Raw genomic sequence first — 26,514 nt, forward strand, 5'->3', positions numbered from 1 at the left:
GACAGCGGATGCCGTCGTCGCGAGACGGCTGCGCGACCTCAACGGATGCCGGTCGCGTCCAGCGCCTGCGTGAAATCCGCCAGCAGGTCCACCTCATCCTCGATGCCGACCGACACGCGCACCAGCGAATCGGCGATGCCCATCGACGCGCGGCGCTCGGCACCCATTTCCCAGTAGATGGTCGGGGCGACGGGAATGACCAGCGTGCGCGTATCGCCCAGGTGCGTGGCGCGCACGGCGTAGCGCAGGTGGTTGAGCATGTCGACATAGTCGGCGCCGTCCACCAGCTCGAAGCTCAGCAGGCCGCCGTAGTGGCGGAACAGTTCCGTCGCGCGGGCGTGCTGCGGATGGTCGGCCAGGCCGGGGTAGTAGACGCGAGCGACCTTGGGATGCGCGGCCAGCGTGCGGGCCAGCGCCAGCGCGTTGCTGCAGGTGCGGTCCACGCGCAGTGCCATGGTCTCGGCGCCGATGGCGATGCGGTGCGCGGCATCGGCGATCAGCGTGGCGCCCAGGTCGCGCAGGCCCTTCTTGCGAATCTGCTGGATGCCCTGCATTTCGGGCTTGACCTTGCGGTAGGCCGGGAAGATGTTCGGGTACGCCGTCCAGTCGAACAGGCCGGTATCGACCACCGCGCCGCCCAGCGCGTTGCCGTGCCCGCCGATGTACTTGGACAGCGAATGCACCACCAGACCAGCCTGCGCGTCGCGGCCGCGGAACAGCCACGGCGAGGTCATCGTGCTGTCGATCACGTACAGCAGGCCGCGCGCCTTGCAGAGGGCGCCGATGCCCCCGAGATCGGCCACCTGCGTGCGCGGGTTGGCGATGGTTTCGACGAAGACCAGGCGCGTGTTCGGCTGGACGGCGTCGGCCACCGCCTGCGCGGAGGTCGCGTCGACGAAGGTCACCTCCACGCCCAGGTTGCGCAGCGTCTCGAACACGCTGTTGGTGTTGCCGAACAGGAAGGCGCTGGAGACCACGTGGTCCCCCGCGCGCAGCAGCGTCGAGAACACCGCCGCGATCGCCGCCATGCCGGTCGCGAAGCAGGCCGTGGCCAGGCCGTCTTCCATCATGGTGATCTTGGCCTCCAGCGCGGCTGTGGTGGGGTTGCCCTGGCGGGCATAGGTGTAGCCGGGCTTGCCCTGGAACACGTCGATCAGGTCGCGCGTGTCGGCGTAGCCGTAGGTGGTGGAGGTGTGCAGCGGCTTGTGGACGGCGTAATGCTCGATGCCGGCCTCGCGGTCGGCGTGCAGGAGGGCGGTGGTCAATCCGGTCATGATGGCAGGCGGGAAGGAAGCACGAAAGCGGGCCATTATCGCGCGATTCCTGCTGCCCAAGCGTGCCTTTGCGCCCGGCGGATGGGTGGATGGGTGGATGCCGTGTCCGCACGGCTTCGATGCGGAGCTCAAAGCATGCGTTTCCCTGCGGCCGGAGGCGGTGCCGTCGGCCATAGGGGTGCCCTGCCCCGAGGGAGGCAGGATCAGATCACGTTGCGTTCGAGCAGCGGCCGGTTCTCGAGAATGCGGGAGAAGCCGGCCTCGCTCAGGTCCAGGGAGCGGTACTCGCCGAACCGGATCAGCTCGGCGATCCCCCGGCCGACCGCGGGACATTGCTGCAGGCCATGGCCGGAGAACCCGGCGGCGAAGTACAGATTGCCGCAGGCGGGGTGCAGGCCCAGGATGGCGTTGTGGTCGAAGGTGTTCATCTCGTAGTAGCCCGCCCACGCGCCGGTCATGCGCATGGCCTCGAACGCGGGCACCCGTTCGGCCAGCGTCGGCCAGATGAAGGCGTCGAACGCGTGGTAGGCGACCTCCAGGGGCAGATCATCCGCGTCTTCCGCGGCCGGAGGCGCGTAGCCGCAGATGAACTGCTCGCCTTCCGGACGGAACCAGATGCCGGAGGGGTCGATGACCAGCGGACAGCCGGGCAGGCGCTGGGGGCAGCTGAAGCTGAACACGCTGCGCCGGCGCGCGCGCACGGGCAGCTCGATGCCCGCCCACCGCGCGACCGAAGCCGCCCAGGGGCCGCCCGCGTTCACGAACACATCCGCGTGGAGCGGCGCGCCCGATGCAAGCTTCACCGCCGCAATTCGGGCACCGTCCAGCGCAAAGCCGGTGGCTTCATCCCTGACGTAACGCACGCCTTGCGAGATGGCCTTTTTCCGGAAGGCCTGCAGCACGCTGTAGCCGTCGAACCAGCCCTCGTCAGCCAGGCCGTGCGATGCGAGCGCGACGCCGTCGGTCGAGACCCACGGAAACTTCGCCTTCAGCCGCTGCGGAAGCATCAGCTCGACGTGGACACCGTGCGCCTGCTGGACCGCATGGTTCTCGCGCAGGACGGCGACGCCGTTCTCCGTTGCCAGGTACAGGTAGCCCGGCTCGACCAGGCCGATCTCCGGCCGCTCGCCGTCCACCGCGAGGCGCTCGCCGATGTCGCGCAGGAACGCGATGCCGTACTGCGACATCCTGATGTTGATCGCCGACGAGAACTGCTGGCGGATCGAACTCGCGGACAGCGCCGACGAGGCACACGCGTAAGACGGGTCGCGCTCGATGACGGTAACCGCCACGTCGCGGTCGTCCTGCGTCAGGAAGCAGGCAATCGCGCTGCCGATCACCCCGCCGCCCACGATCACGACCTCCGCCGCCGGCCGCGGCGTCTTCGTTCCGGTATGCATCCCGCTCACCTCGCCGAGTCAGACATCGAAACGCACGCCCTGCGCCAGCGGCAGCCGGTTGCTGTAGTTGATGGTGTTGGTCGCGCGGCGCATGTAGGCCTTCCAGGCGTCCGATCCGGATTCGCGGCCGCCGCCGGTTTCCTTTTCGCCGCCGAAGGCGCCGCCGATCTCCGCGCCCGAGGTGCCGATGTTGACGTTGGCGATGCCGCAATCGCTGCCGGCCGCGGACAGGAACCACTCCGCCTCGTTCAGGTCGCGCGTGAAGATCGCCGACGACAGGCCCTGGGGCACGCCGTTCTGCAGCGCGATGGCCTCGTCCAGCGTCCGGTACGTCAGCACGTACAGGATGGGCGCGAAGGTCTCTTGCTGCATCACCTCGGTCTGGGCGGGCATTTCGACGAGCGCGGGCTTCACGTAGTAGGCCTCCGGGCCGGCCTCCAGGTGCGTGCGCTCGCCGCCGTGGACCCTGCCGCCCTGCGCGCCGGCCCGCTCGAGCGCATGCGCCATCGCCGCGTACGCGCCGGCATCGATCAGCGGACCAACCAGCGTGCCCTCCTGGAGCGGGTTGCCCACCGTCACCGAGCCGTAGATGCGCTTGAGGCGCTCGACGAGATTCGCCGCCACGCTCTCGTGGACGATCAGGCGGCGCAGCGTCGTGCATCGCTGTCCGGCCGTGCCCACGGCCGCGAAGGTGATCGCGCGCGTGGCCAGCTCCAGGTCCGCGCTCGGCGCGACGATCATCGCGTTGTTGCCGCCCAGCTCCAGGATCGCCCGGCCGAGGCGCTCGCCCACCCGCGCCGAGACCAGGCGGCCCATCCGCGTGCTGCCGGTCGCACTGACCACCGGCACCCGCTTGGACTGCACCAGCGCCTCGCCCGCCTCGCGGCCGCCGACGAGCAGGGCATGCAGCCCGTCGGGCGCGGTGCCCGGATGGGCCTTGCTGAACGCAGCGACCGCTTTGCGGAACAGGGCATCGCAGGCCAGCGCGGTCAGCGGCGTCTTCTCGGACGGCTTCCAGGCCACGCTGTCGCCGCAGACGAAGGCCAGCGCGCTGTTCCACGCCCACACAGCGGCCGGGAAATTGAAGGCCGAGATCACGCCGACCACGCCGACGGGATGCCAGGTCTCCATCATCCGGTGGCCCGGGCGCTCGGAGGCGATCGTCAGGCCGTACAGCTGGCGCGACAGGCCCACCGCGAAGTCGCAGATGTCGATCATCTCCTGGACCTCGCCCAGCCCTTCGGACAGAAGCTTCCCGGCCTCCAGCGTCACCAGGCGCCCCAGGGCCTCCTTGTGCCGGCGGAGCTCGACGCCCAGCAGGCGCACCAGCTCGCCGCGCACGGGCGCGGGCACTCCGCGCCAGTGCAGGAACGCCGCGTGGGCGCGCTCGATGGCCGCTTCGCTCTCCTTGGCCGAGACCAGCTTCACGCTGCCGATCAGGGTGCCGTCGATGGGGGAGCGCACCTGGTGGCCGCCCTCGACGCTGGCAGCGCCATCGATGGACAGAGACGACAGAAGTTCGGAAACGCGCATGGTGGGGGGATAGGGGTCAAGTGAGATCGCCGGGCGCGGCGACGGGCAACCAAGGGCAGCGGGAGGAAGAGGCCATCAGGACCCCGCCACGCGAACCGCCTTGCCATCCTGATACGTGAAGACCGTGAAGCCCGGGGTCTTCAGGTTGCCCTTCTCGTCGAAGGCAACGGGGCCGGTCGTCCCGTCGAGGCTGATCTTCGCCAGCGCGGGCAGATACCGGGGCGGCTCGACCGAATCGGCGGCCTGCATCGCGGCCGCGATGGCCATCAGCGAATCGTAGAGATACGGGGCGTAGTTCAGCACCTCGGTGCCGAAGCGCGCCTTGTAGCGCCGCGCGAAATCGCTTCCGTTCGGCATCGTGTCCAGCGCCTTGCCGCCGCGGGTGCAGTAGAGGGTGCCGTTGACGGCGCCGGCGCTGATCTTCGCGACCGCGCCCGTGCAGAGGCCGTCCGTGCCGAGCAGCTTGGCCCCGATCCCGAGCTGCTTCATCTGGCGCGCGATCAGCCCGCCTTGGGCGTCCATGCCGCCGTAGAAGATGACATCGGGCCGCGTGCGCTTGATGCTGGTGAGGATGGCCATGAAGTCGGTGGCCTTGTCGCTCGTGAACTGCTGGCTGACGACGCTCGCCCCCAGGCCCTTGACCCCGTTTGCGAACACCTCCGCGGCGCCCTGGCCGTAGGCCGTGCGGTCGTCGATGATCGCGACCTTCTTCGCGTTGAGCGTCGTCACCGCGAACCGGGACAGCGCGGCACCGACATCGTCGTCGCTCGCGATGATGCGGAACGTGTTCCGGAACCCCTGCTGCGTCAGCTGCGGGTTGGTCGCCACCGAAATGTCGGGGATGCCCGCCCGCGCATAGATGGCGGACGCCGGAATCGCCGCGCCCGAATTGAAGTGCCCCAGCATCGCCTTCACCCCGGAATCCACCAGCTTGTTGGCGACGACCATCGCCTGGCGCGGGTCGGCCTGGTCGTCCTCGGACAGCAGTTCGAAGCGGACCTTCCTACCACCGATCACGAGCCCTTTCCGGTTCAGGTCTTCGACGGCGAGCCGGGCGCCGTTCTCGTTGTCCTTGCCCCAATGCGCGGCGCCCCCGGTCAGGGGCCCGGCGTTGCCGATGCGGACCGTCTGCTCGGCCTGGGCCCACCCCACGGCAGGCACGGCTGCCGCGACGATGAAGACAACCGGCAGCATGGATTGCTTGCAACGAAACCGCATGGAAGACTCCTTTGGCTGATGGGTTCCCGTGAACGGTCGGCAACGGTTCCGGGAAGTTCCGGGGGAGGTGGTGGCACGCGCATCGGCGGTCCGGCCGCTCTGGGTTTTGATCGGGCGAATCGGCGCGCGGCCGGCGCGCGATGCAGCGTCCCGCGCGGAGGCGCACCGTCCGACCCATCGCCCCGGATCGGCCGACCTCTGTGGATCTCGCCGCCGCGCGCTGGTGCGTCAAAGCATAGGAGCCGCGCAATCGACGCACCAAGCGCTAATTGCTCACAACATTGTGCGCATGCCGCAGGTTCACCGGCGATGGCCGATGGGCGATGGTGTGCATCGCGGGCGCCAAGGAAACACCCCGGACGACACTGCCATCGGCACGGCCTTGCCGCTCGCTTGCCGAACAGCCCCTGGGGTGGCCGGACGGCGGACAACGGCCGGGCCGACGGTACACTTTCCGGCGCGAGCCCGACGGCCCCGCTCGCCAGACCTGTTACCCGACACGGCATGATGAGTCATGAGAAAAGACATACCGAACCTCGGGGCGCTGCAAGCGTTCGAGGCTTCCGCGCGGCTCGGGAGCTTCACCCGCGCGGCCGACGAACTGGCGCTCACGCAAAGCGCGGTCGGCCGCCAGGTCGCGGCGCTGGAGCGGCGCCTGGGGGTGCCGCTGTTCACGCGGGTGCGGCGCCGCCTGGTCCTGACGGATGCCGGCAGGGAATACGCGGCCCGGATCCGGCGCCACCTGGAGCAGATCCAGCGGGACACGCAGGCGCTGAGCGCAGGCCGGCAGATGGGGTACATCCTGGAGATCGCCGTGGTGCCGACGTTCGCGACGCACTGGCTGATTCCGCGTCTGGCGGAGTTTGCCCGGCTGCGTCCCGACATCACGGTCAACCTGGCCTCGCGCACGCTTGCGTTCTCGTTCCAGGAGTGTGCATACGATGCGGCGATCTATTTCGGAGACCAGTTCTGGCCCGACACGAAAGGCGCCTTCCTGTTTCCGGAAGGCCCGATGGTGCCGGTGTGCAGCCCGGCCTATCTTGAAGCGCACGACGTGTCGTCCGAAGCCGGCTTCGCGCAGTGCCGGCACCTGCATCTGAGCACGCGGGCCAACGCCTGGCGGGAGTGGTACACCGCCCAGGGCTGGGACTACACGGTGGGGGCATCGCGCGGGCCGCGCTATGAGCTGCACACCATGGTGGTTGCCGCGGCCGTCGCCGGACTCGGCATGGGCCTGGTGCCCAGGCTCCTCATCGGAACGGAGCTTGAGACCGGCCAGTTGGTGGTCCCGGTCGAGCGCAGCCTTGCGGTGACGCAGGGGTACTACTTCGCGTATCCGGAGCGCGTCAGGCCGTCGGATGCCCTGGGGGCGTTTGAGCGGTGGATGTTGTCGGTTGCGCGATGAGGCGGCGTGCTGATTCAGCTGGCTTCCGCGCGCGTTCTGAGTGTTGTCCCAGATGAGCCGACCGATACTGCCCAACTCGATGCGCCAAGCTTCGACGTGGCGGATGTGGACAGCCGTTGCGATCGGCAATGCGCAGCATGGATACTGCCCGGCAAGCCGCTATCCGTTCGCGCTGCCGTGCGAAGTGGATGTGCCTTGTCCGCTTGGATCGTAGCTCTTGAGCGTCCACACGGTGGCCGCGTTCCAGACAGGCCGCTCACCCTTGACGCGCTGCCACAGAGACGGAGTGCCCGCGACGGCAACCTTGGGCATGATCTGGCCCTCGCGGATGAACTGGTGCCGCTCGCTGGTGATGGCGTCCGCTTCGTTGCACTGCCACCAGCCCGTTTGCGGGCAGGTGTAGCCGGTGACAACCGGTTCTACGGACGCGACGGATGGGTCTCGCTGCGGGTAGGCTAGCGTGCGGTCCACGCCGGGCGGTGGTTCGCCCGGTTCGGGCTGGTGGCCCTCGTCGTTCTCCATGAAGTATGGGTCGCTGTATTTCCAGTCCGCCAGCGTCTTGAGATAGGCCCAGTAAGCGACATCGGTGTAGCTCTGGTTCAGGCCCAGCGCCAGGTCCCACGCCATTACGCCGCGCACCACGAACTCGTTTTTTGGCAAGGTGCTGTGATTGGTCAGGTTGTGCGCGGTGTTGACCAAATCCTGCTGCGCTTCGGTCACCGTCTTGTAGACCGGGTAGCGCTTCCCGTACACGTCCACCTCCATGCGCACCACTTCGTAGTTCGGGCCGTACACTTGGCCGTAGGCGGCTACGTCGCGGGCGTCGTCGCCTTTGTCTTGAGGCTCAAGATAGCCTCGGTACTGGTGGAAATTCTTAAGACGGCCGTCCCATCCGGCCAGATTCTCCCAGGCGGCGTCCCCCTTCGTGTTCTGCGCCTGCTCCATGTGCTGCCGCAGCGCTTGGTCCGTCAGCCACGGCACGGTGGGCGCGTTGATGTAGACGGCTTCCTCGGCCTTGTCCGGGGGTGAATAGATGCCATAGACACCCGCGATTTTTTCGGACGGCGGAATCCAGAACTCGGTGCGCTCCCGGCCGATCTCCTTGCCCTCGTCGTCTCTGGTGATGGCAAAGCTCTTGGCGCACATGGCGTAGCTGCATTCACCCTTGCCCGCCTCGATGTTCTCCGCAAACATGCGCACTCGCAAATTGGCCGCGCCCACGCGCCCCTGTTCGGCCTGCGTCAGCCCGCGCCAGCCGATGGAGCGCAGCACGCTCGCGCCCATCACGCGGTCATGCGGGTTGGCGTAGATGTGGAAGTTGCCGTATTCCTCGCTCGTCAGCAACGACATGCGCGCAGGGGTGCAGAGGCACATCTTCTGCTGCTCTTCGTCGGTCATGGCATCGGCGTGTTCGCCAGCCTCCTTGACCACATCGGCTACAGCCTTGAGGGTGGCGAAGCGCGCCGCCTGAGTAACAACGTATTTATCACCGAACTGCGCGCACTCCATCAGGCCGCCAGGTTCATTCAAGCTGAACGGGCTGTTGCACACGAATAGCCCCTCCGGGCCACGCACGCCTTGTTCCTTGAGCATCAGGGTAGCGAGCATCGACACCATGGTGCCCTGGCTGTGGCCGACGATGTTGATGGTTTCGTGTGGGCTGTTGCGGCGGATGGTGGCGATCAGGTGGGCCAGTCGGCTGGCGGCGTGGACGTAGTAGGTGCGCGGCGGGGATTCGGTGAGGTAGCGGTCGGTAATGGTGTTCAGGTGCTGGAAATCCAGCGTGAAACCCTTGTCCTTGCGGAACATGTGCCACAGCCCCGAAGTACCGTTCTGAAACGGGCCGCCGCCCCAGGCGTCGTCCTCGTCCAGTGCTACGGGAAAGTCGCGTAGCTCGGTCTTGTGGTCGTTCCGGTCGCGCGCGCTGGGGCGGCTGTAATCGCCTTTGCGCGCCTTGAAGCCCCAATAGAAGCGGATCACCGGGGACTTGGTGTGCAGATAGTTGCTGTTGGCGGCATTCTGCACGCCGTCGAAGTGGGGGCGCGTGCGCTTCAGCGGTCGGTCGATGCTGTAGGTGTAATTGGGGTCATCTTCTTTTTCGACCGACGTTCGTAACTCGACCTCTGTTCCCCACCGGCCCAGCCGGTCATTAAGGCCCGCACAAAGATGGCGCTCGGCGTCGTTGTACCACTCGCCCTCGCTGTTGACGCCATGCACGAAGATCACGAGGCATGGCGGCGGGTTGGTCTGGCGATACACGGGCTTGCCGTCATGCTCGGGGCCGTCGATAGGACGGCCAAGTTCGAGTACGAGCGGGGTCGATTCGTACCTCAGCGGTACCTCCTTCAACGATTCGACCTTGGGTTCAAAGTGCTTGAACTTGGGGGCTTTCATTAGTTGGCGCTCCGATCTGCGGTGGATGGGTTCTGCTGCGTCTTCTGCAGTTGACGCTCGCGGTTAATCGATGGACGCCAGTGCAAGTCCTCTCTACAGGTGAAATACTCCGCCGGACTCAACGGAAAGGGGAGTTGCGCGCGGGCGACCTTGCGAATGCGGTCGCCTTCGGGCTCATGGGCCTCCTCCCGATATCTCAGCGTGATTTCCTGCTTGACGGGATCAATAACAAACCATCGGGCTCCCCTCCGCTCGTTAAATGCCCCACGCGGTCCGTCACTCCCTCCGCCTCCTGCATAGATATCGTTCCCGACAACAACAACGTCGCCGCTACCACTAACCTGCGGACGGAGTGACTTGAACGTCCGCCCTTGGTCGAAAGAAACGCGAACGGCCGCATCGCTTCTGACGACTACGTAAGGCGAATTGACCACCTTGAACAACCCTTTCGGATTGTGTTCGCTGTTCCCGCCGAACTGCGTGCGGATGCCCAGCTTCTCATCCACATAGAACAACTCCGCCTGACACGGCAGGTTGTACCCTGGCCCCGGATCGTTCTCGATATAGCGGTGGTCGTCGAAGCGATACACGACCTGCTTGGGCGGCCGTGCCATGTTGTTCAGCGTCTTCTCGCTGATCGTGTCACCGAAGCCGACCGACGCGGCGGCTTGGTCAGCGAGTGAGGAAGCGCAACCAGCCAAGGACAGCAGCGCGGAGATGGCGCCCGCCAGCAACGCGCTGCGCATGCCGACACCTTGCCGCCGAAAAAAGGGGCGATTCTTGTGTTCCAACGATACCTCCTTGAGTGGTTTTGAATGGATGCCCATGTTTAACCTCGCCGGGGGCGCCAGCACCGAATGATGTGGTGGTCGAGCGATGCGTCGGGAGCAACCTTCCCGCCCTCAATAGCCGTGCGCGTTTCGTCCTGACCGGGCCGCACGATGACACGGCTATCCGGAACTCTGTTGCCCAACGCATCAACCACCGGCAAGGGTTCGTCAGGCTTCAGCGCTGACGTCACCGCATGCGGTACCACCGGCCGGCTATCCGGCCCCGCGAACGAATGGTTGCCCGCATGCACCTGGAAAGCACCATTGGTGCCGTGCACGATTCCCGCCGCGCTCACGTCGATATAGCTGCCGCCCCCGTTGATGCGCACGCTATCCGTTCCGTTGATGTCCACCCGCTTGCCCTCCATCCTGATCTCCAGCTTCGCCAGGATGTTGATGCCGTTCTTGAGCGCTTGCATGTCGATGTCGCCGCTCGCGGCCACCAGTTTCAAACCGAGCCGGTAGGCAAACAGCCGGATCGCATCCTTGGCACTGGCGAGGAAGCTGCGCCCCGTGGCAATGCTGGCGTGCCCGCCGCTGGTGATCGCGTGATGCGCGTTGCTCTGCTGGTGCGTGCTGCCCGCCGTGCTGCTCTCGATGCCGGCCGGGCTGGCCAGCATCAGGTGCGGTTGCTGGAACTCGGGGAACCGCCCCTGCGTCGGGTCGCCGCCGTTGCCTTTCAGGTCGGCATTCTGCCGGTGCAATTGCTTGGCCACCTCGCCCTGGTCGTCGGCCTGTTGTGCCCCCGCTGTACACGCCGCTTTGGACAAGCGCTCGTGCATGTCATGGGCCACCGTCAGTCGCGCTACCGGTGCACCTACGTCCATCATGTTGCCCTGTCCACCGGGCGAGGCTTCCGTGGTGACTTGCATCCCGCCAGCGGCGCGGCTCGCGCCGTGCCCCTCGGTGTCCAGCGCGAAGCCTTGGCCGCGCGGGTTCTGTCGGCCTGCCGTGCCGTCGATCCGCGTGATGTGCCCCAGGCTCAGCGTGCTATTGAGGTGGTCGCTCCTGAGCTGCGCCTGAATCCTGCCCGCCGTGTCGTCCAGGACGAGGTGGTTACTGCTGCCTCCGGGGTCGTTACCGCCGTCCGGGGTCAGTTCCCGGCTGCGGATGCCCATCAGCGCCCCCTGCGCCGGCAATTGCCACGGCGGCATGCGGTGGGCGTTGTGGACGACGCCGATGATGAGGAAGTGGTCTGGGTTGCCGTCCAGCGTGATCACCAGCACTTCACTGCCCGCGCGCGGCCACGACACCATGCCGGTTTCGCCACCGGCCCAATTGCTCGCCACCCGTACGCGCGCGCTGTACTTGCCTTCCCGGTCCCAGTGGAAACGAATCAGGATGCGACCGTATTCATCAACGTCCAGCGACCCCAGGCCGTTGCGGCCGACCACCATCGCCGTCTGGTGTCCGTCCACCTTCCATTCGATGCTGTTTCGTCCCCGGCCAGGGCGCCAGGGCACCGCGCGCTTGATTGCGGTAAAGCGGTTGCAGTATTCACCCTTGCGGCCGGCAAACAGCGGTGCCTCATGGCCGCCCTGTCGTCCGAGTTCCGCAAGGTAGTTGTTGCTCGCACTGTGGCTGGCTTCCACGATCAGGTATTGGTTGTCCTCCGCGCGCTCCGTGTTGCTGAAGTGCCCGGACAACTCGAACCAGAGGCCGCTCGCCACGCTGGCGTTGTTGCCTTCGGCTTGGTATTGCTGCGCATGCGTTTCGATTTCCTCGCGGCGCAGGTTCAGCAGCCCAATGCCCCTGGGGTCCTCTTTCGGGAAGCCGTAGTGCCCCGCGTATTCGTGCGCTTCCAGCTCCGGGACACTGCCCTGCTTGCGCTGCGTCGATTCCGTATGGTGCTGCGGTTTCGGGTGCTTGAAATCGAATGCGCTCCCCGCGAACAATGCGGCCACCGCTGTCTGTACCGGTGTCCAGCGCTGGATGGCGTTTTCCTCCTGCGGCCCGCCCTCGGCTTGGAAGGGTATCCGCTGGTCGCCCTCCACGGGCGGACACTGGCTGCTTCTGTCGAAGATGACCAGCCGGTGGCCGGTCACGTCGTGTTCGTAGCCGCTGATACAGCCCCGCGCCTCCAGTCTGCGGTAGATGTAGTTGTGATCGCTCTCGCCCTGGCCGCCGCCCTGCACGGCCATGGTGAAGGGCGCATCCTCTCCGGCCACGGCCCAGCGCCATTGCGCCCAGGCTCCATAGTCTTGCAGGATTTCGGCGATCTGCTGATACAGGCTCCGGTCGCGGAACACGCGGTCGTTGATCCGAGCCCGCGCAAACCATAGCCACGGCCGCAGCACCGCCCGGTAAGTCGCCACGCCGGGGTCGCTGCCTACCAGAGAGAATTCCGCCACGTGCCCGGTGAACCAGCGCAGGGTGCCGTCTGGCTTGACCAGGGACACCGCCAGCAGCTTGCCAAGCATGTCCGCCAGCACGAGACCCGCATTGTCGGCCAGCAGGATCAACTCATATTCGAAGTCCAGGCCCAGGCCCTCACGCGCTTCCAGGCGCTCGATCACCATGCGCACGGAGACGGAGCGGCCGCGGTGGTCAGCGGCCACAGGAGCATCATCGTTTGGAAACGACACACCCAGCAGGCGATTGTGCTGCTGGAAAAAGCAAACCTTATGCAGACGCGTTCGGTCTGACTCGACCACTGTTCCACCTCCTGGAAAGTTGCGACACAAGCGGATACAGCCACGGACTAAACGAACGTGGCCGAGGGCGCGAATTCAAGGGGAGGCAACAAAATAACGGGGGGATATTCAATGCATGAAACCCGGATATTCAATCAGCATTTGAATACCCGCCCCGACCGTGAGGAGAAACACCCTCATTTTTTTGCGATCGAACCCCGTTCCTCTTTTTACGGCGGGGCAGCTTACAGAGTGGGGCGCGTTCTCGCAATGGTACTTTTGTACCTATTTCCATGGGGAGTTCAGGACTCAACCACGCAAGCCCCGAAGCATTAACAAACGACAACAAATATCAGCCGATCAACAACAGCGAGCCGCCAGCGAGATACCCCATAACGCTGGAAATCCTGCCCGCATTCACAGCAGCACAACGGGTGTGCGAAGCGACCCCGCAAACAGCACGATGCCGCCATCGGGTATGGCGGCATCGTGCACCCTCAAGCCACTCGAACTAAAACGCGTGCCGCATCCCCACCATCACACCAAGCTGGCTCATGCCCCGCCCCGGCGTGGTGCCGCCGCCGCCACCGCTGACGGTGTATTGCGCGTTGGCGCTGTTCCACAGGTAGCCGGTCTGCGCATACAGCGCGGTGCGCCTGGACAGCGCGTACACCCCGCGCAGCACCGCCATGGTGGCGCTGCGGCCCTGGTCGGTGTTGATGATGCGGATCAGGCCGGCGTCCAGCGTGAGTGCGCCGGTCAGCGGGTAGCTGCCGTTGATGAAGTAGAGATTGGAGCGCACGTCGCCGGCCGCGCTCATGAGTGCGCGGCCGATCCAGCCGATGCCGAGCTTGGCCTGGCCCAGCCTGGCGTAGCCGTTGGCGATGATGCGGCGATCCTTGTCGCTGGCGCTGGTGAAGGGGATGGCCGCGCTGCCGTTGAAGAACGATGCCGTCGCGCCCGTGCCGCCGCGCTGCTCCTCATACGCCCCGGCCACGCCGAAGCTCGCGGCATCGTACTTGAGCATGGCCGAGACCGTGCGGCAGGACGATGCGCTGCCCGCCTGCTCGCCCGCGCAGGTGCCCGAGGCCGGCACTCCCCCGACGGCATCGTGGCCGAATGAATAGGTGGCGCCCACCGTCAGCCCGCCGAAGGTGCCCTTGTAGGCCACGGTGTTGTCGGTGCGGGCGTTGGGGATGTAGGTATCGAGCGAACCGAGCGCGTACTGGCTCGGCCCCAGGAGGTCGGCATCGCCGAGCGACAGGAAGGCCATCGAATACTGGCGCCCCAGCGTGAGCGTGCCGTAGCGGCCCGACAGCCCGACCCACGCCTGGCGGCCGAACAGGCGAGCGCCCTGGCCGGAGGTGCCGGTGTCGGTGTTGAATCCGCTCTCCAGCGTGAAGACAGCCTGCGTGCCGCCGCCCAGGTCTTCCGTGCCGCGCAGGCCCCAGCGCGAAGGCAGCGTGCCCGTGACGGACGGCATGCGCACCAGGCCGTTGCCGCTGCTGCTGGCATGGCTGACGTATTCGATGCCGGTGTCGACCAGCCCGTACAGCGTGACGCTCTGGGCGCCGGCCGCGCCGCTGGCCAGCGCCAGCATGGCCGGCGCGATGCCGCGCAAGATGATTTGCCGCATGGTGCTCCCCTCCTGGAGTCGAGCCGGTCCCGCCCTCCCCTTTTGCCGGCGGGCCGGTGGTGTTGAATGGGTGGAGACGCCGCCCGGAACAGGCGGCGCGATCGATCGGTCGGGCGGTGCGCTAGTCCTGCGCGCGCGGCCGATTCAGCAGCAGCAGCGCGGCCAGCGCGGCGACGATCGTCACGGGAATGCTCGCGCCGATGATGGTGGCCGAGTGGTGCCCCATCGCCAGCAGCTGCCCGGCGAGCAGCGGCCCGGCGATCGAGCCCAGCCGGCCGACCGCCACCGCGGCGCCCACGCCGGTGCCCCGCACCGACGTCGGGTAGTACGCCGCGGCCAGCGCATACAGCACCGACTGCGCGCCGACCACGAACAGCCCCGCCATGAACGCGCCCGCCGACATCGATGCCATGCCGCCGGCCGCCGCCAGCAGGGCCAGCGCGGCGATGATGCCGACGTACATGCCCGAGACCACCAGGCGCGGGCGCGCCGCGTCCATCAGCGTGCCGATGCCCAGCGCCCCGGCACCGCCGCCGATGTTGAACAGGATCTGCACCAGCCCCACCTGCGGGCGGGTCAGACCCTGCGCGGCCGTCAGCGAAGGCAGCCAGTTGAGCAGGAAGTACAGCACGATCAGCGTGAAGAAGTAGCTGATCCACAGCCACGCCGTGGCCGCCACGCGCCGCTCGCCGAACAGCGCCCAGGCGACGGGCGGCGGCTGCACGGTACCGCCGTCGCCCTGCGCGGTGCGCTCGAAGCGCCGCGACTCCCGCAGCGTCAGCAGCAGCGGCACCACCAGCAGCGGGCCGAACCCGCCCACGTAGAAGATGTGGCGCCAGCCGGTATCGCCCGCGCTCAGCAGGCCGACCACGGCCGCGATGGCGCCGCCGAACGGAATGCCGCAGTACATCACGCTCACGGCGGTGTTGCGCAGGCGCGGCGGCACGGCCTCGGCGCACAGCGCGATCAGGTTGGGCATGGCGCCGCCGAGCCCGATGCCGGTGGCCACGCGGATCACCAGCAGGCTGGCGAAATCCCACACCTGCGCGGTGGCGATCGAGAACACGCCGAACAGCGCGGTAGCCAGGATCAGCACGCGCTTGCGGCCGATGCGGTCGGCCAGCCGTCCGCCCAGCATGGCGCCGGGCAGCAGGCCGAAGGTGCCGGCGCTGAAGGCCAGGCCCATCTGCCCGACCGACAGGCCGAACTCGCGCGCCATGCGCGGCGCGGCCACGCCGATCGATTGCAGGTCGAGCCCTTCGAGCAGCGCGACGATGAAACACAGGCCGAGTGTCGTGGCGACGCCGGGGCCGGCCTCGGCCCGGGTCAGGGTGGTGCTTTGCATGGCGTTTCCTTGCGGATGGCGGAAAGGGGAATCGGGGTTGGCGGACATCATGCGCAGCGCAAGCCGGACGCATCGTTGAGATCGCCGGCGCCGGTGCGGCGCGCCACCTTGGGGTAGCGGCACAGTGGCCGGGTGCGGCCGTGGCCGGCGACGTTCCGGTCGGCGCAGCCCAGCGACGGGACGAACGCGGCCAGCGTCATGCCGTGGGCCATGACGGTCTTCATGTTTCTCCTCCTGGTGGGCCGGTCTGTGCCGGCTGGGTCCCGGGTGCGCGCGGGGCCGGCCCGCACGCCTCAGACAGATACCCGGCTCGCGGTGGTCATGCCGCGTTGCGCGGCGGACGCGCTGCGCAGTCCATGGTCGTTTCGGTCTCCTCTCTGGTCGGCGCGCGTGCCGCCTGTGCCTCACGCGCGTCAGGTGTCCATTTAATATCAGGCAACCTGATACAACAAGGAGATTATGCCTGCGGTAAACCCTAGCCGGCCCGCGAGCGGCGCATTGCCCTCATCCGCAGGTACCCGGCCCCTCCACGCTGACATGGCAGCGACCCGCACCGGTGCCGCGCGGCGCACCCCAGCCCGACCGCACACGCTGGCACCTCGCCGGGCGCGGCCCCGAAACCCGCGCCGGCAGCCATGTCTGCCCGGCAACGCGGCCTTCAGTTGCCCCGGCAACCGCCGTTATGCACTGTAATAAAGGCAGGACGTCAGGACATGCAGACCGGCATCCCCCGGCGCTAGAATGACTGGTCGCCGCCGGTTCGGGCGGCTCCGCGCCCCATCTCGCTCCGCAGCACCCAACACCTCCATGTGGATCGTCCAACTCGCGCTGCGAAGGCCGCTGACCTTCATCGTCCTGGCCCTGCTGATCCTGCTGGCGACTCCGTTCGTGCTGATGCGCATGGCCACGGACATCTTTCCGGAAATCGACATTCCGGTCTGCAGCATCATCTGGAACTACAACGGCCTGCCCGCCAAGGAGATGGCCGACCGCATCGTCTCCGTGACCGAGCGCAGCCTGACGACCACCGTCAACGACATCGAGCACATCGAATCGCAGTCGCTCAACGGCGTCTCCATCATCAAGGTCTTCTTCCAGCCGACGGCCAACATCCAGACCGCGCTGGCGCAGATCGTGTCGGTCTCGCAGGCGCAGCTGCGCCAGCTGCCGCCCGGCATCACGCCGCCGCTGGTGATCAAGTACTCGGCCTCGAGCATCCCGATCCTGCAGCTCGGGCTGTCGAGCAACACGCTGTCGGAGCAAGAGCTCAATGACGCGGCGCTGAACTTCCTGCGGCCCCGGCTGATCACGGTGCCCGGCATCGCGGTGCCGTTTCCGTACGGCGGCAAGAGCCGGCAGATCACGGTGGACCTGGATACGCAGAAGCTGCTCGCGCAGGGCCTCACGCCCACCGACATCGTCAACGCCGTCAGCGCGCAGAACCTGATCCTGCCGGCCGGCACGCAGAAGATCGATGCCTCCGAGTACGCCGTGGCACTCAACGGCACGCCCGGCACCATCGCCCAGCTCAACGCGATGCCGGTCAGGACCCGCAACGGCGCCACGCTGGTCCTGGGCGACGTGGCCAACGTGCGCGACGGCTTCTCGCCGCAGACCAACGTGGTGCGGCAGGACGGCCAGCGCGGCGTGCTGCTGTCGATCCTGAAGAACGGCGGCGCCTCCACGCTGGACATCGTCAGCAACATCTACAAGCTGCTGCCGGTGGCGGCCACCGCACTGCCGCAGGACATCAAGATCACGCCGCTGTTCGATCAGTCGCTGTTCGTCAAGGCGGCCATCGAGGGCGTGATCCGCGAGGCGCTGATCGCCGCGTGCCTGACCGCCGCGATGATCCTGCTGTTCCTCGGCAACTGGCGCAGCACGGCCATCATCGCGGTGTCGATCCCGCTGTCGATCCTGTCGTCCATCATCGTGCTGCATCTGCTGGGCGAGACCATCAACCTGATGACGCTGGGCGGCCTGGCGCTGGCGGTGGGGATCCTGGTGGACGATGCCACCGTCACCATCGAGAACATCGAGCGGCACCTGCACGAGGGCAAGGCGCCCATCACCGCCATCCTGGACGGCGCGGCGGAGATCGCGGTGCCGGCCTTCGTCTCCACGCTCTGCATCTGCATCGTGTTCGTGCCGATGTTCTTCCTGACCGGCGTGGCGCGCTACCTGTTCGTGCCGATGGCCGAGGCGGTGATCTTCGCGATGCTGGCCTCGTACGTGCTCTCGCGCACGCTGGTGCCGACGCTGGTGATGATGCTGATGACCGGCCACACCGAAGACGCGAAGAAGCCGGGCCCGATGCGCTACATCTACCAGGCCTTCAACGCCCGGTTCGAGCACATGCGCGGCAACTACGCCGCCATCCTGGGCGGGCTGCTGGAGCGCCGCCGCGCCTTCGCACTCTCGTTCCTCGGCTTCTGCGTGGCCTCGTGCGGGCTCTACCTGGCGCTGGGGCGCGACTTCTTCCCCGACGTCGATGCCGGCCAGATCCGCCTGCACATGCGCGCGCCGTCCGGCCTGCGCATCGAGGAGACCGCGCGCCTGGCCGACGAGGTGGAAGCCGCCATCCGCACCATCATCCCCCGCAACGAGCTGGCCACGCTCCTCGACAACCTGGGCGTGCCCAACTCCGGCATCAACCTGTCGTACAGCAACGCCGGCACCATCGGCACGCTCGACGGCGAGATCCTGATCGCGCTGCGCGAAGGCGAGCGCAAGCCCAGCGCGGAATACGTGCGCCGCCTGCGCGAAGAACTGCCCAAGCGCTTCCCCGGCGTGGAGTTCGCCTTCCAGCCGGCGGACATCGTCAGCCAGATCCTCAACTTCGGGCTGCCGTCGGCCATCGACGTGCAGTTCTCGGGCGCCGACGTGGCGGCCAACCAGCAGCTGGCCGGCATCCTCGCCAACCGCATCCGGCGGATCCCCGGCGCGGTGGATACGCATGTGCACCAGCGCTTCGACCAGCCCACGCTGGCCGTCAACATGGACCGCACCCGCATCCAGCAGGTCGGCCTGCAGGGGCGCGACGTGGCGCAGAACCTGCTGGTGTCGCTCAGCTCCAGCTTCCAGACCTCGCCCACGTTCTGGCTGAACCCGGTCAACGGCGTGGTCTACCAGGTGGCGGTGCAGAGTCCGCAATACCGCGTCGATTCGCTCGATGCCCTGCTGCGCACGCCGGTGGCCGGCGCGGGCGGCGGCGCCACGCAGCCCGGCGGCCCGCAGTTGCTCGGCAACCTGGTGCAGGTGGGCCCCGCCGTGCAGCCGCAGGTGGTGTCGCACTACGACATCACGCCGGTGGTGGACGTCTACGCCGCCGTGCAGGGCCGCGACCTGGGCGCCGTCGCCAAAGAGGTGCAGAAGGCCGTCGACGAGATCCGCCCCAAGCTGCCGCGCGGCGCGCAGATCACGGTGCGCGGGCAGGTGCGCACGATGGAGTCGTCCTTCGTCGGGCTGGGCGTGGGGCTGGTGATGGCGATCGTGCTGGTCTACCTGCTGATCGTGGTCAACTTCCAGTCGTGGATCGATCCGCTGATCATCGTGACGGCCCTGCCGGCGGCGCTGGCGGGCATCGCGTGGATGCTGTTCGTGACGGGCACCACGCTGTCGGTGCCGTCGCTTACCGGCGCCATCATGACGATGGGCGTGGCGACCGCCAACTCGATCCTGCTGATCTCGTTCGCGCGCGAGCGCCTGCATGAAGGCATCGCGCCGATGCAGGCGGCGCTGGAGGCCGGCGCCACGCGCCTGCGCCCGGTGCTGATGACGGCGCTGGCGATGATCATCGGCATGGTGCCGATGGCGCTCGGCCTGGGCGAAGGCGCGGAGCAGAACGCGCCGCTCGGCCGCGCGGTGATCGGCGGTCTGCTGTTCGCGACCGTCTCGACCCTGTTTTTTGTTCCGGTGGTATTCGCCAGCGTGCACGGAAGACTGCAGCGGCGCGCCGGCCGGCGAGGCACTGATCCACGGGGAAGCGAAGGACATGTCTGACCAAACCACCGATACGCATTCCGGACACCTGGCCGAAGGGCCGCCGCACCACGTCGTCACGGTCGACCCGATCGAGCCGGTCGACCGTTCCCGCGCGATGCGGCGCGCGCGCTGGGTGCTGATCGTGGTGGCGGTGCTGCTGGCGCTGGGCGCCGTCCGCACGCTGGTGAGCCGCTACGACAACGCGCACGCGCTGGAGCGCCAGATGGCCTCGCAGGCCACGCGCTACGTGAACACCGTCGCGCCCAGGCCCGCCGCCGGCAACCGCGAGCTGACGCTGCCCGGCACGCTGCAGGGCTTTGTCGAATCGCCCATCTATGCGCGCACCAGCGGCTATGTGCTGCGCTGGTTCAAGGACATCGGCGCGCACGTCGAGAAGGGCGAGGTGCTGGCGCTGCTCGACACCCCCGAGGTGGACCAGGAGCTCAACCAGGCCCAGGCCGCGCGCAACCAGGCCGCCGCCCGCCGCGCGCTGGCGCAGACCTCGCTCACGCGCTGGCAGAGCCTGCGCCAGAAAGACGCCGTCTCGCAGCAGGAGCTGGACGAACGCACCAGCGCCGCCAACCAGGCCCAGGCCGACCTTGCCGCCGCCGAGGCCAACGTGCGCCGGCTGCAGGAGCTGCAGGGCTTCCGCCGCATCGTGGCGCCGTTCGCGGGCGTGGTCACCAAGCGCAATGTCGATGTCGGCACGCTGGTCAACGCGGGCAACGCCGGCGCCAACCGCGAGCTGTTCACGCTGGCGCAGACCGATCCGCTGCGCATCTACCTGTACGTGCCGCAGGCGTATTCGCAGCAGGTGAAGGTCGGCCAGGATGTGGCGGTCACGCTGGCCGAGCTGCCTGGACAGGTCTTCCATGGCGCCATCGCGCGCATGTCGAGCGCGATCGACCCGGCCACCCGCACCATGCAGGTCGAAGTGTCGCTGCCCAACCAGGCAGGCCGCCTGCTGCCCGGCGCCTATGTGCAGGCGCAGATCGCCGGCAAGGCCGCGGACGATCCGCAGACGGCGTTCGTGGTGCCGACCAACACGCTGCTGTTCCGCAAGGAAGGCCCGCGCATCGCCGTGGCCGAGAACGGCCGCGTGAACCTGCGCCCGGTCGCCATCGGCCGCGACTATGGCCGCACGGTCGAGATCCTCTCGGGCCTGCAGGCCGGCGACGCGCTGATCCTCAACCCGGCCGACTCGATCGAGCAGGGCGAGGCGGTCACCGTCACGCCGGCCTCGGCACCGGCGGCTTCCGCGCCGCACGCGTCATGAACACGCCCACGCTGCGCGGCACCGCGCTGGCCGCATCGCTGGTCGCGCTGCTGGCCGGATGCTCGCTAGCGCCACCCTACGCGCGCCCGGCCATGGACGTGCCCGCCCACTGGCAGACCGAGGCCCCCTGGCGCGCCGCGCAACCCGCCGACGACGCGCCCAAGGGCCCATGGTGGCAGCGCTTCAACGATCCGCAGCTCGACCGGCTGATGGAGCAGGCGCTGCACGAGAACCAGTCGCTGAAGGTGGCGGTGTCCAACCTGGAACAAGCGCAGGCGCTGACGCGCGTGGCCCGCGCCGGCCTGCTGCCGCAGGTGACGGCTTCGACCAGCGGCGCGCGCCTGCGCACCTCCGCCGACCGTCCGCTGTCGTCGTACAGCAGCCCCACCATGTCGACCGTGCAGAACGACTTCGTGGTGCGCGCGGATGTCAGCTACGAAGCCGACCTGTTCGGCCGCGTGCGCGGCAACATCGCCAATGCCGCCGCCAGCGAGGAGCAGGCCGCGGCCAACCTGGAGAATGTCCGCCTGCTGCTGGCCGCGCAGGTCGCCACCACCTGGTACAGCCTGCGCGAGACCGATGCCGAGATCGACGTGGTGCAGCAGGGCCTGGCCTTGCAGCGCAAGGCGCTCGATTTCGTCGCCTCGCGCCATCAGGACGGCGTGGCCTCGGGGCTGGATCTGGCGCAACAGCAGGCGCTGGTGGACAGCACCGCCACGCAGGCCGAGCTGCTGCAGAAGCAGCGCACCCAGTACGAGCACGCGCTCGCCACGCTGATCGGCACGCCGGCGCCGGCCTTCCATATCGCACCGGCGCCGCTCGCCGGGCAGCCGCCCGTCATTCCGGTCGCCCTGCCTTCCGATGTCATCGAGCGCCGGCCCGACGTGGCCGCCGCGGAACGCGGTGCCGCCGCCGCCAACGCCTCGGTGGGCGTCGCGCGCGCGGCGTTCTTCCCCAGCATCATGCTCAATGGCGGCGCCGGCTGGGAAAGCCGCGACCTGGCGCTGCTGTTCTCCGCGCCGTCGCTGCTGTGGTCGTTCGGCACGCAGATCGCGCAGACGGTGTTCGACGCCGGCCGCACGCGGGCGCGGGTCGACTTCGCCAATGCGGGCTACCAGGGCGCGATCGCCAACTACCGGCAGGCCGTGCTCGGCGCGCTGCAGGAAGTGGAGGATGGGTTGTCCGGCCTGCAGGCGCTCGATCGCGCCGCGGCGCAGGCGCGCGCGTCGGTGGAGAGCGCGCGCAAGGTGTACGACATCGCCAGCGCGCGCTACGAAGGCGGCCTGGCGACTTCGCTCGATGTGATCACGGCCCAGCAGTCGCTGCTCAACAACCAGCGCACGGCGGTGCAGATCCTGGGCCAGCAGCTGACGACCAGCGTCTTCCTCGTCAAGGCGGCCGGCGGTGACTGGAGCCACCCCGCCGAGCCGCCCACGGCCCGGCGCTAGGCGGTGCGCTGCAGGAAACGCGCGCCCAGGAACAGGCCGCCGAACCAGCTGAGCAGCAGCACCAGCAGGATCGGCGCGCCGATGCCCTGGACAATGCCGCTCGGCACCAGGAACAGGATCGCCATCACCCCGGCCACCAGCGCGACCGTCGCCACCAGGCTGATCAGCAGCGCGCCCAGGCCGGACGCAAGCGTGGGCCGCCGCAGCGGCTGAGCGGGCCCGCGCGGGCACAGTACCGCCATGCGCGCATGTACGTAGGCGGAAGTCCGCTCGCTGTCGCTAGCCTCGGCGTGATCTCGGGTCACCTGCATCCAGGTGGCGGTGTCGAGCATGCCGGAGCTCAGTTCCTGGGCCACCCGGCGCAGCGCGGCACGTTCGCGCGCGACCCCGATGGCATCCGTGAGCGTGACGTTGAGCTGGGGCAGATCGAATGCGGCAGGCGCCGCGGCGGGATCATCGCCGCGCACCTCGTGCCGATAGGTCACGCGCACGGTGCGTGAGCGCACGGCGTACACCATCGTCACAACCGGCCCCAGCACCTGCAGCAGAAACAGCGGCGCCATCACCAGTTCGATGGGCGACCAGGTATTGAAACGCGACACCCACACAACGCCCCCGGCGGCCATCATCACCGCGACCGGCACCTGGAGCAGGCCATACGCGAACAGCACGGCGGGAAACCAGCGCAGGCGCAGAAACGCCACCGTCACCAGCCCCAGGGACAGCGCTGCCCACGTCAGCGCGACGAACGATGTCGCCGAGGCCGCTCTCCAGCCGTCGGCCACCATCGGCGCGATCGCGCTCATCACGCTGGTCAGCACCGGCAGCGTATTGAGCCAGAGCACCGCGAGCAGCCAGCCCCGTACACCATACAGCGGATGCGCCTGTGCGCGTGCCGCTGGAATTGCAATCCATTTTCCGGACATAAAAATCCCCTCGCCTGATGCGAGACAACCCACCGCCGCAAACTCAGGGCAGTTTCAAGTTTTTAGGGGCGTGGATTTTGTCACCAATAGCAAGGCAAACCATCCCCCTGCTAGTACGGGGACGGCCACAAATACGTTCATGACACCCGCAAACCCAATGCCAGCAAGGAACCTCTGGCGAGATTCCTTGTTTTAAATTCTGATATTCGCGACTACCAATGTTGTTTTGAGACTTTTTTTGAAATTTCCAGATCAGGGCCATCGCTATAATTTTGGCCGCTAATTTCTGAGCAACAAGAAATCGCCGCATGCGCTTGCCGGATGGTGGCCGGCATCGGCCCGGGGCGGGCGATGCGCCGCGCGGCAGGACGGGTCGGATCGCCCGTCACCAGTCGAGCTGCGGATCGTTGACCAGCGGAATGGGTGGGCGCTTCTTGGCCTTTCCGTTCTGCATGTCGATCCATTCCACCGCAACGATGAGCCCGTGCCGCTTCAGGAACGCGGCAACCGCTTCCAGTTGCGATGGATCGCGATCGGGGTATTCGCTGAATCGCCCGGAGTCGTTGTTGAGGATCAGGCGTCCCGTCTCGTCCGCATAGAGCATGCCGCTGATGCGCGCCTCCGGTATCCGGCGACCGCCGACGAGCGTCGGATGCCCCAGATGATGCACACCCTTGCCGTCCGGCTTCTGCACGTGGATGTTCCCGATGATGAAGGTGCCATTGACGGACATGTCCCACTTGTACTGGAACTTGCGCGGCTCGTTGCGCAGCCGCGCCACGTCGATCAGCTGGTCAAGGCTGCGGGGCTCTGCCTGCGCATCCTTGGTCAGGCCGCAGTGCTCGATATCGGCCTGGGTCTGGATGCCGGTCGATGTCACCAGGATGCGGGTGGGATTGACCCGGGTACGCCACCAGCCATCGGGCAGCTTCTCCCGTTCATCGGGCTGGATCGCTTTTTTGCCGGACTTGGCGCGCGCCGGCTGCCGGCTGCCATACTTTTCCGTCAGGGTCTTGCCGTGCCGCGCCCGGTACTTCTGCGGATCGAAACCGAAAGGCGCGCGCTGCAGCGACCCGGCACAGGACAGCGTGCGCTCGAGGCGGCGAGGCTCGGCGTCATCGGAAACCGCCATGCGAACCGATGCGGTCCGGCGGAGCGACGGCTGGGTTGGCTCCAATGTATCGGCCCCGGGCTTGAGTCCGGCGAGCGCCGGGGCACGCGATTTCCCGTTCGATGCCGTCTCCGATTTGGGCGGCGACACGCTTGCCGTGTCGCCGCCGTGCAATGCAAACCCCGTGATACGACCGATTTTCAACATACCTGCTTGTTGCGGAGGCCCTCCGACATCAGGCCCGATGATCATTCCGGCAGCCTATCAGCAGGATGTGCATGGACGAAAAGCTGCTTCGTTTTTCGACCCGGCATTTCGGCTGCATCAACCCGCCGGCTGCGCCAGGGGCCTTCGCTGGCGACTGCAGCGCCTCCCGGGCGGGCCCGTGGGGATCCAAGATCGGTCGTGTACGTCAGCAGCCATGCGTTCGGCCAAACCCAGGATTCGATCAAACGAAATTCAGTCAGAAGAAAAATTCATTAGACAGTAGAAACCGCCCCAACTATCACCGTCAATGCTGTTCCACGATCCGCGGACGTGAATCCCGGACGATGGAAGGCAGCTGGGCCATGGCACATGGCACCCGTTCCGCGACCATGGACGCGGAAAACCAACCGAGGGGGGAAGTCGATGCAGATTCAACCGCTGCAGATCCGCGCTTCGTGCGACCGGGCCGTACTGTCCGTGGCCGCACCCAAGCCCGCGCCCCGCCAGGGCAACCGATTCCAAGCCGATTGCGCTGCAGACACCGTGCCTTGAGCCTGTGCAGCGCACAACGCAGTCATTGCTGTCGTACCCGCCAGCGTACCGGTTGCGGCCTTCCGGCATGCGCCAGCCGATCCGGTCTTTCGCTCCGGCCCGTCAGTTCAGTCCATCCACGTAAGCGCCCGCAGTGATTCAGCCGACGCTGTGTCACCGCGAAGGGAGACGTCGTGCGTCCGGTCAACAAGCCTGCAAACAGCACCCACTACAACCCGCCGGCGAACGTCATGTTCGCCGGCAACAACGCCGTCATCCTGCAGAAGATCGCGGCGGTTGTGCCGCCCTACCTCAGCAACTACACGATCTCGCTGTCGGACGCGTTGCTCGCGTTGCTGAAAATCGCCAAGGGGCAAAGCCTGCCCAACATCACGGCCGATGAGCAGAAAACGATCGTGAAGGCAATCGCCGACCGGGTGGCCGACATCTACAAGACCGCCTCGGCGCCCCTCACCCAGGACCTGGGAGACTACTGCTCCTACTGCGGAACGCCGCTGCCGGGTCTGCTGGAAGTCGAGCACACGGTTCCCAAGTCGCCGTACCCGACGTTCGCCACCGACTGGACGAATTTCCTGCTGTGCTGCGGGCCCTGCAATACCGCCAAGAGCAATACGCCGAGCCGCGCCACCGCGACCCCCTGGACCAGCAAGCCCTCTCCGACCGAACAGGAGCTGTACGACGCCATCCGCGACGATCACTACATCTGGCCGGATCTGAACAGCACCAGTTGGGACGACCTGCCCCTGTACCTGGAATATGTCGATCCCGTGACCGGCCAGTGGACGGTGCTCTCCGATCCCTTCGATACGGACGCGAACAACAAACTCACGGGCTACGACGTCGTCAATCACAAGGTGTCCGCAGACCTCCAGATCAGCAGCACGCAACTGCTGAGCAACGTGCAGGTGGCCGTCACCGTCAGCAGCAGCAACACGCACAGTTTGCAGGCGCGGGCGGATGCCATGATCGACCTGATGCAGTTCAACAACGACGTCACAAGCCCGCTGACCGGCACCTACGACCGGCGGGTCATGAACCGCACGCGGGCGTGGTTCTATGCCCTGGAGAAATGCAAGCTGCTGGAGACCGCGACCACGCAGGCGGAGTTCGATCTGCTCTGGCCGCAGGTGCCGATCATGGGCGCGGCATCGGGGTTCTATTCGGTCTGGGTCACGGTCCTGGGCAATTTCGAGGACCCTTCCGGCACCAATTGCGCCAGTCGGTTCGTGACCGATACCAACGGTCCGATGCTCTACCCCAACACCAATACGACCAATCTTCCGTGAGCGAGCTACCCGCATGAGACCTCTAGTCCGGCCTGTTCTGCCCGCTGCGGCGGCAG

Annotated in this window: 17 protein-coding genes; 5 read left to right on the forward strand and 12 right to left on the reverse strand. The window is 67.2% G+C overall.

The genetic code is table 11. The features are described 5' to 3' along the window. Nucleotides 1-38 precede the first annotated feature (38 nt). From GO999_RS21835 to GO999_RS21850, 4 genes are all read right to left on the reverse strand, one after another. Nucleotides 39-1,310: a cystathionine gamma-synthase family protein gene (locus GO999_RS21835; protein ID WP_019719833.1), complete on the reverse strand. Its 1,272-nt coding sequence runs from the start codon at nt 1,308-1,310 to the stop codon at nt 39-41. Nucleotides 1,311-1,477: 167 nt separating this feature from the next. Further along, nucleotides 1,478-2,674, reverse strand: coding sequence for an NAD(P)/FAD-dependent oxidoreductase (locus tag GO999_RS21840; protein WP_197362239.1), 1,197 nt, complete (start codon nt 2,672-2,674; stop codon nt 1,478-1,480). An 18-nt stretch (nt 2,675-2,692) separates the two neighbouring features. Further along, a complete protein-coding gene (amaB, locus tag GO999_RS21845) occupies nt 2,693-4,207 on the reverse strand; it encodes an L-piperidine-6-carboxylate dehydrogenase (protein WP_211906859.1) in 1,515 nt (504 codons plus the stop codon). Between the two features lie 75 nt (nt 4,208-4,282). Continuing rightward, nucleotides 4,283-5,425, reverse strand: a complete 1,143-nt coding sequence (locus GO999_RS21850) for a branched-chain amino acid ABC transporter substrate-binding protein (protein ID WP_211906860.1) — start codon at nt 5,423-5,425, stop codon at nt 4,283-4,285. A gap of 514 nt (nt 5,426-5,939) precedes the next feature. Here GO999_RS21850 and GO999_RS21855 point away from each other — a divergent pair. After that, nucleotides 5,940-6,830 (forward strand): LysR substrate-binding domain-containing protein, encoded by an 891-nt coding sequence (locus GO999_RS21855; RefSeq protein WP_211906861.1) that lies wholly within the window; start codon nt 5,940-5,942, stop codon nt 6,828-6,830. A 159-nt stretch (nt 6,831-6,989) separates the two neighbouring features. Here the strand turns inward: GO999_RS21855 and GO999_RS21860 are convergent, their stop codons facing one another. From GO999_RS21860 to GO999_RS21885, 6 genes are all read right to left on the reverse strand, one after another. Then, entirely contained in the window at nt 6,990-9,224 is a 2,235-nt protein-coding gene (locus GO999_RS21860) for a T6SS effector phospholipase Tle3 domain-containing protein (RefSeq protein WP_071015200.1), read from the reverse strand. Continuing rightward, nucleotides 9,224-10,051, reverse strand: coding sequence for a T6SS immunity protein Tli3 family protein (locus GO999_RS21865; protein ID WP_071015204.1), 828 nt, complete (start codon nt 10,049-10,051; stop codon nt 9,224-9,226). Before GO999_RS21865 ends, GO999_RS21860 begins: the two co-directional genes overlap by 1 nt. 2 nt (nt 10,052-10,053) lie before the next feature. Then, nucleotides 10,054-12,708, reverse strand: coding sequence for a type VI secretion system tip protein VgrG (gene vgrG / locus GO999_RS21870; protein WP_211906862.1), 2,655 nt, complete (start codon nt 12,706-12,708; stop codon nt 10,054-10,056). A gap of 490 nt (nt 12,709-13,198) precedes the next feature. Further along, on the reverse strand, nt 13,199-14,323 hold the full coding sequence (locus GO999_RS21875; RefSeq protein ID WP_211906863.1) for a porin: 1,125 nt from the start codon (nt 14,321-14,323) through the stop codon (nt 13,199-13,201). A 121-nt stretch (nt 14,324-14,444) separates the two neighbouring features. Continuing rightward, nucleotides 14,445-15,668, reverse strand: a complete 1,224-nt coding sequence (mhpT, locus tag GO999_RS21880) for a 3-(3-hydroxy-phenyl)propionate transporter MhpT (RefSeq protein ID WP_211906864.1) — start codon at nt 15,666-15,668, stop codon at nt 14,445-14,447. Nucleotides 15,669-15,715: 47 nt separating this feature from the next. Beyond that, complete coding sequence (locus GO999_RS21885; protein ID WP_011004842.1) at nt 15,716-15,892, reverse strand: tannase/feruloyl esterase family alpha/beta hydrolase; 177 nt, start codon at nt 15,890-15,892, stop codon at nt 15,716-15,718. 583 nt (nt 15,893-16,475) lie between these two features. Here GO999_RS21885 and GO999_RS21890 point away from each other — a divergent pair. From GO999_RS21890 to GO999_RS21900, 3 genes are read left to right on the forward strand one after another with little or no spacing between them, the layout of a single operon-like run. Next, entirely contained in the window at nt 16,476-19,670 is a 3,195-nt protein-coding gene (locus GO999_RS21890; protein ID WP_211906865.1) for an efflux RND transporter permease subunit, read from the forward strand. Further along, nucleotides 19,663-20,928 (forward strand): efflux RND transporter periplasmic adaptor subunit, encoded by a 1,266-nt coding sequence (locus GO999_RS21895; protein WP_211906866.1) that lies wholly within the window; start codon nt 19,663-19,665, stop codon nt 20,926-20,928. Before GO999_RS21890 ends, GO999_RS21895 begins: the two co-directional genes overlap by 8 nt. Further along, a complete protein-coding gene (locus GO999_RS21900) occupies nt 20,925-22,376 on the forward strand; it encodes an efflux transporter outer membrane subunit (protein ID WP_211906867.1) in 1,452 nt (483 codons plus the stop codon). Before GO999_RS21895 ends, GO999_RS21900 begins: the two co-directional genes overlap by 4 nt. Here GO999_RS21900 and GO999_RS21905 read toward each other — a convergent pair. Both GO999_RS21905 and xopV read right to left on the reverse strand, forming a co-directional pair. Further along, nucleotides 22,373-23,302, reverse strand: a complete 930-nt coding sequence (locus GO999_RS21905) for a hypothetical protein (protein WP_211906868.1) — start codon at nt 23,300-23,302, stop codon at nt 22,373-22,375. The two genes, GO999_RS21900 and GO999_RS21905, sit on opposite strands and share 4 nt — an antisense overlap. A 385-nt stretch (nt 23,303-23,687) precedes the next feature. Next, on the reverse strand, nt 23,688-24,620 hold the full coding sequence (xopV, locus tag GO999_RS21910) for a XopV/AopV family type III secretion system effector (protein WP_249215084.1): 933 nt from the start codon (nt 24,618-24,620) through the stop codon (nt 23,688-23,690). A 725-nt stretch (nt 24,621-25,345) separates the two neighbouring features. Between xopV and GO999_RS21915 the strand changes: the two genes are divergently transcribed. Further along, nucleotides 25,346-26,458, forward strand: a complete 1,113-nt coding sequence (locus GO999_RS21915; protein WP_211906869.1) for an HNH endonuclease — start codon at nt 25,346-25,348, stop codon at nt 26,456-26,458. Nucleotides 26,459-26,514: the final 56 nt, after the last annotated feature.

This window comes from Ralstonia nicotianae, from assembly GCF_018243235.1.
Lineage (GTDB): Bacteria > Pseudomonadota > Gammaproteobacteria > Burkholderiales > Burkholderiaceae > Ralstonia > Ralstonia nicotianae.

What these genes read in the sequence shown, in the direction of transcription:
- GO999_RS21835 (WP_019719833.1), bottom strand. Translation starts at nt 1,310, where the DNA reads ATGGCCCGCTTTCGTGCTTCCTTCCCGCCTGCCATCATGACCGGATTG.
- GO999_RS21840 (WP_197362239.1), bottom strand. Translation starts at nt 2,674, where the DNA reads ATGCATACCGGAACGAAGACGCCGCGGCCGGCGGCGGAGGTCGTGATC.
- amaB (WP_211906859.1), bottom strand. Translation starts at nt 4,207, where the DNA reads ATGCGCGTTTCCGAACTTCTGTCGTCTCTGTCCATCGATGGCGCTGCC.
- GO999_RS21850 (WP_211906860.1), bottom strand. Translation starts at nt 5,425, where the DNA reads ATGCGGTTTCGTTGCAAGCAATCCATGCTGCCGGTTGTCTTCATCGTC.
- GO999_RS21855 (WP_211906861.1), top strand. Translation starts at nt 5,940, where the DNA reads ATGAGAAAAGACATACCGAACCTCGGGGCGCTGCAAGCGTTCGAGGCT.
- GO999_RS21860 (WP_071015200.1), bottom strand. Translation starts at nt 9,224, where the DNA reads ATGAAAGCCCCCAAGTTCAAGCACTTTGAACCCAAGGTCGAATCGTTG.
- GO999_RS21865 (WP_071015204.1), bottom strand. Translation starts at nt 10,051, where the DNA reads ATGGGCATCCATTCAAAACCACTCAAGGAGGTATCGTTGGAACACAAG.
- GO999_RS21875 (WP_211906863.1), bottom strand. Translation starts at nt 14,323, where the DNA reads ATGCGGCAAATCATCTTGCGCGGCATCGCGCCGGCCATGCTGGCGCTG.
- mhpT (WP_211906864.1), bottom strand. Translation starts at nt 15,668, where the DNA reads ATGCAAAGCACCACCCTGACCCGGGCCGAGGCCGGCCCCGGCGTCGCC.
- GO999_RS21885 (WP_011004842.1), bottom strand. Translation starts at nt 15,892, where the DNA reads ATGAAGACCGTCATGGCCCACGGCATGACGCTGGCCGCGTTCGTCCCG.
- GO999_RS21890 (WP_211906865.1), top strand. Translation starts at nt 16,476, where the DNA reads ATGTGGATCGTCCAACTCGCGCTGCGAAGGCCGCTGACCTTCATCGTC.
- GO999_RS21895 (WP_211906866.1), top strand. Translation starts at nt 19,663, where the DNA reads ATGTCTGACCAAACCACCGATACGCATTCCGGACACCTGGCCGAAGGG.
- GO999_RS21900 (WP_211906867.1), top strand. Translation starts at nt 20,925, where the DNA reads ATGAACACGCCCACGCTGCGCGGCACCGCGCTGGCCGCATCGCTGGTC.
- GO999_RS21905 (WP_211906868.1), bottom strand. Translation starts at nt 23,302, where the DNA reads ATGTCCGGAAAATGGATTGCAATTCCAGCGGCACGCGCACAGGCGCAT.
- xopV (WP_249215084.1), bottom strand. Translation starts at nt 24,620, where the DNA reads ATGTTGAAAATCGGTCGTATCACGGGGTTTGCATTGCACGGCGGCGAC.